The sequence below is a fragment of the Pseudomonas sp. C9-3 genome (genome assembly GCF_032392015.1).
Taxonomy (GTDB): Bacteria; Pseudomonadota; Gammaproteobacteria; order Pseudomonadales; family Pseudomonadaceae; genus Pseudomonas; species Pseudomonas nitroreducens.
Genome location: NZ_CP135919.1, coordinates 755,081 through 767,479 on the forward strand (window position 1 = coordinate 755,081; position 12,399 = coordinate 767,479).

Genomic DNA, 12,399 nt, shown 5'->3' on the forward strand with positions numbered 1-12,399 from the left:
GGCGTAACTCTGGATAAGCTTAAGGACTTCTTCTGCAGGAGATTTCCGATGGCCCAGACCCTGGCCGATATGCGCCGCGAATACACCCGTGATGGACTCACCGAGGCCCAGGCGCCCGCCGAACCGTTCAGCCTGTTCAACCAGTGGTTCGAAGACGCGGTGAAGACCGAGCAACTGCCGGTCGAACCCAACGCGATGATGCTCGCCACCGCGGACGCCGACGGCCAGCCGCACTGCCGCGTGCTCCTGCTCAAGGGCCTGGACGAGCGTGGTTTCACCTTCTTCAGCAATTACGAAAGCGCCAAGGGCCAGCAACTGCTGGAGAATCCGCGCGCTGCGATGACCTTCTTCTGGCCGGCGCTGGAACGCCAGGTGCGCATCGAAGGGCGGGTGGAAAAAGTCTCCGCCGAAGAGTCCGCCGCCTATTACCGCGTGCGCCCGCTGGGTAGCCGCCTGGGCGCCTGGGCCTCGCCGCAGAGCCGGGTGATCGACGGCCGCGGCGAACTGGAGCAATTGCTGGCCGAGACGGAGCAGCGCTTCGCCGACAGCGCACCGAGCTGCCCGGACTTCTGGGGTGGCTTCCGCCTGCTGCCGAGCCGCATCGAGTTCTGGCAGGGCCGTCCGAGCCGCCTGCACGATCGCCTCAACTTCCGCGTCGAGAACGGCGCCTGGGTGCGCGAACGTCTCGCTCCCTGAGCTTCTGCTCTTCGTAGGAGCGAGCTTGCTCGCGAACCGCCTCACCGTTGGGGTTGTTCGCGAGCAAGCTCGCTCCTACAGGTCAACTCAATTTTCAGGCCTGAATCGGAACAATCGCGGACGAAGTCCGCTCCTGCGCGCGTCAGGAAAACCGTGCTGCGGTGTAGGATGCCCTCCATCCTCTCGCACAACGGACCTGTCCCATGAAAGTCGTCATCGCTCCCGACTCCTTCAAGGAAAGCCTTTCCGCCCCTGAGGTCGCCGAAGCCATTTCCCGTGGCTGGCTGCGCGCCCGGCCTGACGACGAAACCGTGCTGCGGCCCATGGCCGACGGCGGCGAGGGCACGGTGGATGCGGTGCTGGCCGCGCGGCCGGGCGAACGTCGCGAGCTGGAGGTCTGCGGCCCGCTGGAGCAACCGGTGAAAGCCCACTGGGGCTGCCTGGAAGACGCCACGGCGGTGATCGAGATGGCTGCCGCCAGCGGCTTGCACTGGGTGCCCGAAAGCCTGCGCGATGCCACCCGCACCACCAGCCGCGGCACGGGCGAATTGATTCGCGCGGCGCTGGATGCCGGCGCGAAGAAGATCATTATCGGCCTGGGCGGCAGTGCCACCAATGACGGCGGCCTGGGTCTGCTGCAGGCGCTGGGCGCGAGTTTCCTCGATGACCAGGGCAAGGAGCTGGGCGCCGGCGGCGCGCAGCTCTCGCAACTTCAGCGCATCGACCTGTCGAACCTCGACCCGCGGCTGGGCGCGGTCGAGGTCGAAGTCGCTGCTGATGTGAACAATCCCCTTTGCGGCCCGCATGGCGCCTCCGCTGTCTTCGGACCGCAGAAGGGCGCGAACCCGGCGCAGGTGCAGCAACTGGACGCCGCGCTCAAACGCTTCGCCGAAGTGGCGGCGCAGGCTCTCGGGCAGGATCACAGCCTGTTCCCCGGCGTCGGTGCCGCGGGTGGTCTGGGCTTCGCCTGCCGGGCCTTCCTCAAGGCGCGGTTCCGCCCGGGCATCGAGCTGATCGCCGAGCTGTCGGAGTTGGAAGCGGCGCTTGCCGGCGCGTCGCTGGTCATCACCGGGGAGGGGCGGCTGGACGGCCAGAGCCTGCATGGGAAGACGCCGGTCGGCGTGGCCCATGTCGCCCGTCGCGCGGGCGTGCCGGTGATCGCACTGGCGGGCAGCGTTGGCGAAGGGCTGGCTGAATTGCGTGAAGCGGGGATCGAAGCGGCGTTCAGCCTGGCGCCGGGGCCCATCACCCTGGCCGATGCCTGCGCACGGGCGGCGCAGGAACTGGAAAACCGCGCCGAGGCGCTGGCACGCTTCTGGTCGCTGGCTCAGGCGGCGCGGTAGTCGTCGGCGGCGCGTTGCAGCCAGTCGGGGAGGTCGCGGCGTTTCACTTTCTGGCGCTTGGCATCCGCCAGGCGTTCGAGCAGGTAATGGCGCTTGTGCGGATCATCGCCTGCCAGCGACAGGGCCAGGTCGCGGTCCATCCAGCGGCGGATGCGCCAGTAGATCCACCAGTGGAAATACAGGCCGGCAGCGGTGGTGACGACGATGATGAAGTAGTCCATGCGAGAATCCAGGTGGGGTGCTTCTTCTGCGGGCACCAGCCTAACCGATCCTCCCGCAGGAAAAACTGAGCCACGGCAGGCGATTTCGGTGGATATGGCACAAACTGTACGAAAGCTGAATCGAGATCAGCTGTTTCACGACCTGGCGTGACAGGCGGGCTGTCGTCGGAGTCTAATAGTCGTAGCCCTACTCGGAGGTTCCCTAATGCGTAAAACTGCCCTGATCGCCGTGACGTTTGCTGCCCTGGCCATGACCCTCGGTGGTTGCCAGTCCAGCCTGACCGGCGATACCTACACCCGTGAAGAAGCACGTACCGTGCAGAATGTTCGCATGGGTACCATCCAGGCCCTGCGCCCCGTGAAGATCGAAGGCACCAAGACCCCGATCGGTTCGGTTGCCGGCGCTGCGGTCGGCGGCATCGGTGGCAGCGCCATCGGTGGCGGCAAGGGCAGCTATGTCACCGCCATCATTGGCGCCGTGGCCGGCGGCCTGCTCGGTGCGGCTACCGAGGAAGGCCTGACCCGTACCCAGGGCGTGGAAATCACCGTTCGCGAAGACGACGGCAGCACCCGCGCCTACGTTCAGCAGGTCGACGAAGGTGCCGTGTTCCGTGTTGGCGAGCGCGTGCGCATCCTGACCGTCAACGGTACCAGCCGCGTCGCCCACTGACCGGTTGCCGGCCGCCTATCCGTGGCGGCCATCGAAACTCAGCGCGCGACAGTCGATCCGACTGTCGCGCGCTATCGTTTTGGGGGATTGGAAAATCGACCTGGGGTGCCGCCCACGCGACCAGGGCTGAATTTTCGTAATAATTCAATCCATGACGCGTAATCGATAGATATGGATAATCGTGGCCTTCGTACGCCGGCCCCTGCGGTGCGGGGTCGTTTGTATGGACGCCATCCGCTGGCGAGAAGGAGCAGGACATGATTCTGGCGCTGATCATCGCGCTGCCTTTCTTCGGGGTATTGCTGCCACTGCTGGCCGAGCGTTTCGGCCGAACGGCCTGTGCTGCCGCGACCGGCCTGGTGCCGCTCGCCGGGTTGGCCCTGCTGTTGAGCCAGCGCGCGGTCCTGGGCGCTGATCCGCGGGTGTATCGCTCGGAGTGGTTGCCGGAACTGGGCTTGAACCTCAGCCTGCGCCTGGATGGCCTGGGCTTTCTGTTCGCCCTGCTGATCCTCGGCATCGGCCTGCTGGTCATCCTCTACGCCCGCTATTACCTGTCCGAGAAAGAACCCGCCGGGCGCTTCTTCGCCTTCCTGCTGCTGTTCATGGGCGCCATGCTCGGCGTGGTGCTCAGCGAAAACCTGCTGCTGATGCTGGTGTTCTGGGAGCTGACCAGCCTGTCGTCGTTCCTGCTGATCGGCTTCTGGGGCCATCGCTCGGATGCGCGCAAGGGCGCGCGGATGGCACTGGCAGTCACCGGTGGTGGCGGCCTCGCGCTGCTAGCCGGCATCCTGCTGATCGGCCACGTGGTCGGCAGCTTCGAGTTGAGCACCGTGCTCGGCGCGCGCGAGGTGCTGCAGGCCAGCCCGCTGTTCCCGCTGGCGTTGTGTCTGGTGCTGCTGGGGGTATTCACCAAATCGGCGCAGTTCCCGTTCCACTTCTGGCTGCCCCATGCCATGGCGGCGCCGACCCCGGTGTCGGCCTACCTGCACTCGGCGACCATGGTGAAGGCCGGCGTGTTCCTGCTGGCGCGCCTGTACCCGCTGCTGTCGGGCAATGACCTGTGGTTCTACCTGGTCAGCCTCACCGGCCTTGCGACGCTGCTGATGGGGGCGTTCATTGCGCTGTTCCAGAACGACCTCAAGGGCCTGCTGGCTTACTCGACCATCAGCCACCTGGGCCTGATCACCCTGTTGTTCGGACTGGACTCGCCCATGGCCAACGTCGCGGCGATCTTCCACATCATCAACCACGCGACCTTCAAGGCCTCGCTCTTCATGGCCGCCGGCATCATCGACCACGAGACCGGCAGCCGCGACATGCGCCGCATCAACGGCATGTGGAAGTACATGCCGCATACCGCTGTGCTGGCGATGGTGGCGTCGGCGTCCATGGCCGGCGTGCCGCTGCTCAACGGCTTCCTCAGCAAGGAGATGTTCTTCGGCGAGACCCTGGCGCAGAACATGATGGGCAGCTTCAACTGGCTGATACCGGCGCTGGCCACCGTCGGCGCGCTGTTCTCGGTGAGCTACTCGGTGCGCTTCATCCACGACGTATTCTTCAACGGCGAGCCGATCAACCTGCCCAATCCGCATCCCCACGAGCCGCCGCGCTACATGAAGGTGCCGGTGGAAATCCTGGTGCTGATCTGCCTGCTGGTGGGGATCATGCCGGGCATCATTGTCGGTCCGCTGCTGGCCGGCGCCGCCGCATCGAGCCTGAATGGCCCGCTGCCCGAGTACAGCCTGGCGATCTGGCACGGCTTCAATGTGCCGCTGGCCATGAGCTTCGTCGCCACGGCCGGCGGCGTTCTGCTCTATGTGCTGCGCAAGCCGCTGTTCGACTGGTACGCGGGGTTGCCCGCGATGGATGCCAAGCTGGTGTTCGAGCAGCAGGTGCAGCGCGTGGTGCGTTTTGCTGCGCGGGTCACCGACTATCTGGAGAACGGCTCGCTGCAGCGCTACTCGATGTTGCTGGTGCTGGCCGCGGTCATTGTGGTGCTCGCCGCGCTCGCGCCGCTGCCGAGTATTGAAGGTGATCGCCAGCAGACTGCCCTGGACGGCATCACCGCCCTGGGCCTGGTGCTGCTGGCGATCGCCGGACCGTTGACCGTATGGTTCCACCGCCAACGCCTCACCGCGCTGGTCATCCTCAGCATCGCCGGCCTGCTGGTGGCGCTGGCCTTCGCGCGCTTCGCCGCGCCGGACCTGGCGCTGACCCAGTTGTCGGTGGAGGTGGTGACCATGGTCCTGCTGATGCTGGCGCTGTACTACCTGCCCATGCGCACACCGAAGACCTCCAGCAGCCTGCGTCGCCTGCGCGATTTCGTCATCGCCCTCGGGGCCGGCCTGATGGTGACGCTGCTGACCTATGCCGTGCTGACCCGTCCGTACGACAGCATCGCCGGTTACTACCTGGAGAACAGCGTCACCGGTGGCGGCGGCCACAACGTGGTGAACGTGATCCTGGTGGACTTCCGTGGCTTCGATACCCTCGGCGAGATCACCGTGCTAGCCATCGCCGCCGTCGGCATCTTCGCGCTGCTCGATGGCCTGCGCCTGTTGCGCCGCGAGCAGGACGACGAAGGCCACGCCTGGGCAAAGGATCGCTTCCCGCCCATCCTCGCCGCGCTGTCGCGTCTGCTGCTGCCACTGGCGCTGCTGGTCTCGGTGTTCATCTTCCTGCGCGGGCACAACCTGCCGGGCGGCGGCTTCATTGCCGGGTTGATCACCTCGGTGGCGCTGATTCTCCAGTACATCGCCTGTGGCAGCCGCTGGGTGAACACGCGCCTGCCGCTGGACTACAGCCGCCTCGCCGGCCTCGGTGTGCTGATCGCCGGGCTGACCGGCCTGGGCGCCTGGTTCTTCGGCTTCCCGTTCCTCACCTCGGCGTTCGGCCACTTCCACATTCCGCTGGTGGGCGAGATCGAACTGGCCACCGCCATGCTCTTCGACCTGGGGGTTTACTTCACCGTGGTCGGCGCGACGCTGCTGATTCTTTCCGGGCTGGGTTCGGTCACCGCGCCGCCGGAGCCGCTGACCAAGGAGGCGCACTGATGGAAGCGCTTTTCGCCATCGCCCTCGGGTTGCTGACCGCCAGCGGCGTCTATCTGCTGCTGCGCGCACGCACCTTCCCTGTCGTGTTGGGGCTGACCCTGCTGTCCTATGCAGTGAATCTCTTCCTTTTCGCCATGGGCCGCCTTGCCGGTGACCCGGCAGTGATCGGCAAGGTCGCCAACGCTGGGGACCCGATTCCCCAGGCGCTGGTGCTGACCGCTATCGTCATCGGTTTCGCCATGACCGCCTTCGTCATCGTCCTGGCTCTGCGTGGGCTGGCGGAGACTGGTGGCGATCATGTCGATGGCGGCAACGGGGAGGACGGCCGATGAACCACTGGCTGATCCTGCCCGTCCTGCTGCCGCTGTTCGCCGGCTGTGCGCTGCTGCTGGTCGGCGAGCGCCTGCAACGCGGCCTGTCGCTGCTCGCCACGCTGGCGCTGCTGCCGCTTGCCGCCGTGCTGCTACAGCAGGCCGACAGCGGCGTGGTGCAGTTCTACGCGCTGGGCAACTGGCAGCCGCCGTTCGGCATCATCCTGGTGCTGGACCGCCTCAGCGCGCTGATGATTGCCGCCACCGCGCTGCTCGCCAGCCTGTCACTGATCTACGCGCTGCGCGGGGATGACAAGCGCGGCAAGCGCTTCCACCCGCTGTTCCAGTTCCAGTTGCTGGGTTTGAACGGCGCGTTCCTCACCGGTGACCTGTTCAACCTCTTCGTGTTCTTCGAGATCCTGCTGATCGCTTCCTACGCGCTGTTGCTGCATGGCGGCGGGGCAGGGCGCGTGCGCGCGGGTGTGCACTATGTGGTGCTCAACCTCGTCGGCTCGGCGTTCTTCCTCATCGCCGTGGGCACGCTTTACGGCATCACCGGCACCCTGAACATGGCGCACATGGCCGAGCGCGTGGCGCAGCTGAGCGTCGAGCAGGCGCCACTGGTGCGTGCGGCGGCTTTGTTGCTGCTGGTGGTGTTCGGCCTCAAGGCCGCGCTGCTGCCGCTGTATTTCTGGCTGCCCAGGGCCTACGCCGAAGCCACCGCACCGGTGGCGGCGCTGTTCTCGATCATGACCAAGGTGGGCATCTACTCGATCCTGCGCGTGTATACGCTGATCTTCGGCGAGCAGGCCGGCGAGTTGGCGAACCTCGCGCAGGCCTGGCTATGGCCGCTGGCACTGGCCGGCATCGTCGCCGGTGCGCTGGGTGCCCTCGCGGCGACCACGCTGCAAGGCATGCTGTCGTATCTGGTCGTGGTATCGGCCGGTACCCTGCTGGCGGCCATCGCCCTGGGCACGCCGGAAGCGTTGTCCGCCGCGCTTTACTACCTGCTGCACAGCATCTGGGTGGCCGGTGGCCTGTTCCTGCTGGCCGACCTGATCGCCCGCCAGCGTGGCGATAAAGCAGGCCGGCTGGTGCAAGGCCCGGCGTTGCTGCAGCCGCATCTGCTGGGCGGCGCGTTCTTCTTCGGCGCTATCGCGGTCGCCGGTTTGCCGCCACTGTCGGGTTTCCTCGGCAAGCTGATGCTGCTGCGCTCGGTCAGCGGCGGCAGCGAGGCTATCGCGCTCTGGAGCGTAGTGCTGGTCAGCGGGCTGGTAACCATCGTTGCCTTGAGCCGCGCTGGCAGCACGCTGTTCTGGCACACCGGACTGAGCGTGCTGGGTAGCGCCAATCGCGAACCGGTGAAGATGCTGGCATGCTTCGGTCTGCTGGCCAGCGCACCGCTGATGGTGGTCGCTGCGCGGCCGCTGATCGACTACACCCAGGCCGCCGCCGTGCAATTGCTGGATGCCGGGCTGTATCGCCATGCGATCCTGCTGGGAGGTGGCGCATGATCCGGCGCATCTTCCCGCATCCGCTGCTCAGAGGTGTGCTGCTGCTGAGCTGGCTGCTGCTGGTCAACGATTTCTCCCTTGGCCATTGGCTGCTCGGCGCCTTTCTCGGCCTCACGATCCCGCTGCTGTGCCGCAACCTGCTGCTGGCTGCACCACGCATCCAGCGGCCGGGTCTGCTGCTGCGCTTCATCGGCCTGGTGCTCTACGACATCGTGGTGGCCAACCTGCAGGTGGCGAAACTGGTGCTGGGGCCGAAGGCCAACCTGCAACCGGGTTTCGTCGAGATACCCCTGGAGCTGACCGATGACCTGGCCATCAGCATCCTTGCCAGCGTCATCACCCTGACCCCCGGCACCTGTTCCGCCGACCTGTCCGCCGACCGCCGTACGTTGCTGGTCCACGGCATCGACGTGCCCGATCCGCAGGCGCTGGTGGCGGATATCAAGGCGCGCTACGAAGCGCCGCTGAAGGAGGTGTTCGCATGCTCGGCATCGTGATCCCGATCTGCCTGGCGTTGCTGGGCGTGGCGGTGCTGCTCACCGTGGCGCGGCTGATCCGCGGGCCATCGGTGGCGGATCGCATCCTCGCGCTGGACACGCTGTCGATCAAAGCCATCGCGCTGATCGTGCTGTTCGGCATCTGGAAGGGCAGCGGCCTGTACTTCGAAGCGGCGTTGCTGATCGCGGTGATGGGCTTCGTCAGCACCGTGGCGCTGTGCAAGTTCCTCCTGCGCGGAGACATCATCGAATGAACGTGATCATCGAGGCGCTGGTCTGCTTCCTGCTGCTGGCCGGCAGCCTGTTCGCCCTGCTCGGCGCCATTGGCCTGTACCGGCTGCCGGACTTCTACACGCGCCTGCACGCGCCGACCAAGGCCTCGACCCTGGGCGTGGGCGGCGTGGTGCTGGCCTCGCTGCTGTACTTCAGTACGCGCGGCGAGGGCGTGAGCCTGCATGAGATCCTGATCACCGTGTTCCTCTTCATCACCGCACCGGTGAGCGCGCACCTGCTGGCGAAGGCGGCGATGCAGCAGCGGGTGCCGGTGGAGCGGGGGACCAAGGGCAAGCCCTGGGACTGATTTTGAGCCTTGTTTGTGCTGCTTCTGGATTGGGTGTTCTGCGTCGCTTCGGCGTGCGCTGGGGCTTCTCGTTTCGCCCCCTCGGGCGAGTTACTTTTCCAAACGACGGATGGCCGCCCCCCGGAAAGTAACCAAAAGGCTTGCCCCGGACATCCGGTTTTTCGCTTAGGCGAAAAATACCCTCGTTGAACGGGGCAGTCGGAGCGTGCGGGTGTTTTTCTGGAATCCTTTCAGAGCCAGAGCGGTGTTGCTCTTCGTAGGAGCGAGCTTGCTCGCGAACCGCCCTGGCGCTGGAGCCGCCGGTGAGTTTGTTCGCGAGCAAGCTCGCTCCTACAGTTCGAATCCGGCCCATACAGTTTCCCCACGATTCTGTACCTGTCGGCCGCAAGCGTGCGCCTCCTATACTCCGGGGACCTTTTGACTGGAGCGTCCCGTGCAGCAATCCCGGCCGTTCGCCCTCGCGTGCCTGGTGCTGGCCATGGCGCTCTGGGGCAGTTCCTTCATCGCGCTGAAATTCGCCTTCCAGGAAATGCCCGCCATGTGGGTGATCTTCGCCCGGATGGCACTGGGCAGCCTGATCTTCCTCGCCGCCTGGCGCTGGCGCGGGCGCATCGACTACCGACCCGGTGACTGGAGGTGGCTGCTCGCCCTGGCTGCCTGCGAGCCGTGCCTTTACTTCATATTCGAGTCCCTGGCGCTGCAGCAGACCAGCGCCGCGCAGGCCGGGATGATCACCGCACTGCTGCCTCTGCTGGTGGCGGTTGGCGCGTTTTTCCTGCTGCATGAACGGATCGCCCGCAACACCTGGCTGGGTTTTGCCCTGGCGGTGCTCGGCTCGCTCTGGCTGACCCTGGCCAGCGAGCCGGACAGCCATGCGCCCAATCCGCTGCTGGGCAACTTCTACGAGCTGCTGGCAATGCTTTGCGCCACCGGCTACACCCTGCTGCTCAAGCACCTGTCGGCGCGTTATTCGCCCTTCATCCTGACCGCGATGCAGGCGTTCATCGGCTCGGTGTTCTTCCTGCCGCTGGCGCTGGCAACCTCCGGGCTGCCGGCGGCGCCCGGCCCGACTGGCTGGTTCGCGTTGGTCTACCTGGGCAGCGTGGTCACCGTCGGCGCCTATGGCCTGTACAACTTCGGCGTCAGCCGCCTGCCGGCGAGCCAGGCGACCGGCTTCATCAACCTGATCCCGGTGTTCACCCTGATCTTCGCCGCGCTGCTGCTGGGCGAGGTGCTCAGCGGCCAGCAGGCGCTGGCCGCCGGCCTGGTGTTTGCCGGTGTCGCCCTCAGCCAGTGGCGCAGCGCGCCGCCCACGTCGCCCGCCGGTGTGCTGGACTGATCTCACTGAATCGCTTGCCCTGCCAGGAGAACGACACGATGGCCGCCCAGGAACGCAACTGGACCCGCGAGGCGATCCGCATCATCGAAGCGGATTTCCAACGCAGCGCCGATACCCACCTGATTCCACTGGACATGCCCGGCCTGCCGGGCGTGGACCTGTATTTCAAGGACGAGTCCAGCCACCCCACCGGCAGCCTCAAGCACCGCCTGGCGCGCTCGCTGTTCCTCTACGCGTTGTGCAATGGCTGGCTGCGGCCGGGCGCTCCGGTGATCGAGGCATCCAGCGGTTCGACGGCGATCTCCGAAGCGTATTTCGCCCGGCTGCTCGGCGTACCGTTCATTGCCGTGGTTCCCGCCAGCACCTCGAAGGAGAAGATCGCGCAGATCGCCTTCTATGGCGGCCAGGCGCACCTGGTGGACGACCCGACGCAGATCTACGCCGAATCCGAGCGACTGGCGAAGGAAACCGGCGGCCACTTCATGGACCAGTTCACCTACGCCGAGCGCGCGACCGACTGGCGGGCGAACAACAACATCGCCGAGTCGATCTTCCAGCAGATGCGCCATGAGCGCTTCCCCGAGCCGGCCTGGCTGGTCTCCAGCCCTGGCACCGGCGGCACCCTGGCCACGCTGGGGCGCTTTGCCCGCTACCGCCGGCATGACACCCGTGTGCTCTGCGCCGACGCCGAACGCTCGGTGTTCTTCGATTCCTACCGCACCGGCGACCGTGATCTGACCCTGAGCTATGGTTCGCGCATCGAAGGCATCGGCCGCCCGCGCGTGGAAGCGTCCTTCCTGCCCAACGTACTCGACGCCTGCTGCAAGGTGCCGGACGACCTTTCGCTGGCCGCCATGCACTATCTGGCGCAGCGCCTGGGGCGGCATGTCGGCGGCTCCAGCGGCACCAACCTGGTTGGCGCGCTGCTGGTGGCGCGGCAGATGGTGGCGCGGCGCGAGAGCGGCTCGGTGGTGGCGATCCTCTGCGACAGCGGCGAGCGCTATGAAACGACTTACTACAACCCGCTGTGGCTGATTTCCCAGGGCTTCGACCTCGATCCGCTGATCGAGGCGGTGCGCCAGTGCGCCGAGCACGGCACGGCGCTGCCCGGCGATCTGCCCTGTATCGGGCTGGACTGAACCCTGTGGAGGGATGCATGAAAACCATTGGCCTGATCGGCGGCATGAGCTGGGAGTCGACCATTCCCTACTACCGGCAGATCAACGAGCGCATCAAGGAAAAACTCGGCGGCCTGCACTCGGCGAAGATCGCCTTGTACAGCGTGGACTTCCACGAAATCGAGCGCCTGCAGCACGCCGGCGACTGGGAGGCCGCCGGCCGCCTGCTGGCTGACGCCGCGCGCTCGCTGAAGGCGGCTGGCGCGGACTTCCTGGTGCTCTGTACCAACACCATGCATAAGGTAGCGCCGGCCATCGAGGCGGCAGTGGATATCCCGCTGCTGCATATCGCCGACCCGACCGCCGAGGCGATCCGTGCGGCCGGCGTGTCCACGGTCGGCCTGCTGGGCACGCGCTTTACCATGGAGCAGGCGTTCTACAAGGATCGCCTGGTGGACAGGTTCGGACTGAAGGTACTGACACCGGACGAGGCTGATCGCCAGGTCGTGCACCGGATCATCTACGAGGAGCTTTGCCTGGGGCAGATTCGCGACGTGTCGCGGGAAGCGTACCGGCGCATCATCGCTGCGCTGGTGGAGCAGGGCGCCGAGGCGGTGATCCTCGGTTGCACGGAGATTTCCCTGCTGGTCGGCCCGGCGGACGCCTCGGTGCCGCTGTTCGACACCACTGCGCTCCATGCCCTGCAGGCGGCCGATGCCGCCCTTTGACGAGGACGAACAGCATGAGCTTCATCAGCCTGAAAGTACGCGCGGCGTTCATCATGCATGGTTACGACGAGCAGAACCGCGAGGTGATCGAGCACGTGTCGGACCCGGACTTCGTCGAGAAGCTGGTGCGCGTCGAGCGCATCCAGTCGATCAGCGAGAAGTACGTGCTGGTGACCGCCAGCGAGGGTCGGCTGGCTTATTGGGAGTACGCCGAGGAGTTCGCTGTGCTCAAGGCAAGGTTGGTGGCGGCCGGGCTGCTCGTTTGAAGCAGTCATGTGCGTAGGAGCGGACTTCGTCCGCGATGGGCTCAGGCGCGATTCGAACCTATC

Annotated in this window: 14 protein-coding genes; 13 read left to right on the plus strand and 1 reads right to left on the minus strand. The window is 66.1% G+C overall.

Features of this window, described 5'->3' with window-relative positions; translation table 11 throughout:
* Positions 1 to 48: 48 nt before the first annotated feature.
* Positions 49 to 696 (plus strand): pyridoxamine 5'-phosphate oxidase, encoded by a 648-nt coding sequence (gene pdxH, locus RS899_RS03345; RefSeq protein WP_024765220.1) that lies wholly within the window; start codon positions 49 to 51, stop codon positions 694 to 696.
* A 203-nt stretch (positions 697 to 899) separates the two neighbouring features.
* Entirely contained in the window at positions 900 to 2,039 is a 1,140-nt protein-coding gene (locus RS899_RS03350; protein ID WP_315809088.1) for a glycerate kinase, read from the plus strand.
* On the opposite strand, the gene RS899_RS03355 is transcribed toward RS899_RS03350, so the two are convergent.
* Positions 2,024 to 2,260, minus strand: a complete 237-nt coding sequence (locus RS899_RS03355; protein ID WP_054908825.1) for a hypothetical protein — start codon at positions 2,258 to 2,260, stop codon at positions 2,024 to 2,026. The genes RS899_RS03350 and RS899_RS03355 overlap by 16 nt on opposite strands.
* A 205-nt stretch (positions 2,261 to 2,465) precedes the next feature.
* On the opposite strand from RS899_RS03355, the gene RS899_RS03360 reads away from it, so the two are divergent.
* From RS899_RS03360 to RS899_RS03410, 11 genes are all read left to right on the plus strand, one after another.
* On the plus strand, positions 2,466 to 2,930 hold the full coding sequence (locus tag RS899_RS03360) for a glycine zipper 2TM domain-containing protein (protein ID WP_045209875.1): 465 nt from the start codon (positions 2,466 to 2,468) through the stop codon (positions 2,928 to 2,930).
* A gap of 257 nt (positions 2,931 to 3,187) precedes the next feature.
* Positions 3,188 to 5,983: a monovalent cation/H+ antiporter subunit A gene (locus RS899_RS03365; RefSeq protein ID WP_054908824.1), complete on the plus strand. Its 2,796-nt coding sequence runs from the start codon at positions 3,188 to 3,190 to the stop codon at positions 5,981 to 5,983.
* Positions 5,983 to 6,315 (plus strand): Na+/H+ antiporter subunit C, encoded by a 333-nt coding sequence (locus tag RS899_RS03370; RefSeq protein WP_054908823.1) that lies wholly within the window; start codon positions 5,983 to 5,985, stop codon positions 6,313 to 6,315. Before RS899_RS03365 ends, RS899_RS03370 begins: the two co-directional genes overlap by 1 nt.
* Positions 6,312 to 7,808, plus strand: coding sequence for a monovalent cation/H+ antiporter subunit D (locus tag RS899_RS03375; protein WP_233298236.1), 1,497 nt, complete (start codon positions 6,312 to 6,314; stop codon positions 7,806 to 7,808). The genes RS899_RS03370 and RS899_RS03375 overlap by 4 nt, the downstream gene beginning before the upstream one ends.
* Positions 7,805 to 8,305 (plus strand): Na+/H+ antiporter subunit E, encoded by a 501-nt coding sequence (locus RS899_RS03380; RefSeq protein WP_315809089.1) that lies wholly within the window; start codon positions 7,805 to 7,807, stop codon positions 8,303 to 8,305. The genes RS899_RS03375 and RS899_RS03380 overlap by 4 nt, the downstream gene beginning before the upstream one ends.
* Entirely contained in the window at positions 8,290 to 8,559 is a 270-nt protein-coding gene (locus tag RS899_RS03385; protein WP_017521062.1) for a K+/H+ antiporter subunit F, read from the plus strand. The genes RS899_RS03380 and RS899_RS03385 overlap by 16 nt, the downstream gene beginning before the upstream one ends.
* A complete protein-coding gene (locus tag RS899_RS03390; protein WP_054908820.1) occupies positions 8,556 to 8,885 on the plus strand; it encodes a Na+/H+ antiporter subunit G in 330 nt (109 codons plus the stop codon). The genes RS899_RS03385 and RS899_RS03390 overlap by 4 nt, the downstream gene beginning before the upstream one ends.
* Positions 8,886 to 9,363: 478 nt before the next feature.
* A complete protein-coding gene (locus RS899_RS03395) occupies positions 9,364 to 10,224 on the plus strand; it encodes a DMT family transporter (RefSeq protein WP_409978069.1) in 861 nt (286 codons plus the stop codon).
* A gap of 38 nt (positions 10,225 to 10,262) precedes the next feature.
* Positions 10,263 to 11,363: a PLP-dependent cysteine synthase family protein gene (locus RS899_RS03400; protein WP_233298232.1), complete on the plus strand. Its 1,101-nt coding sequence runs from the start codon at positions 10,263 to 10,265 to the stop codon at positions 11,361 to 11,363.
* Between the two features lie 17 nt (positions 11,364 to 11,380).
* On the plus strand, positions 11,381 to 12,070 hold the full coding sequence (locus tag RS899_RS03405; RefSeq protein ID WP_315809090.1) for an aspartate/glutamate racemase family protein: 690 nt from the start codon (positions 11,381 to 11,383) through the stop codon (positions 12,068 to 12,070).
* A gap of 14 nt (positions 12,071 to 12,084) precedes the next feature.
* Positions 12,085 to 12,336 (plus strand): hypothetical protein, encoded by a 252-nt coding sequence (locus RS899_RS03410; RefSeq protein ID WP_054908816.1) that lies wholly within the window; start codon positions 12,085 to 12,087, stop codon positions 12,334 to 12,336.
* Positions 12,337 to 12,399 lie beyond the last annotated feature (63 nt).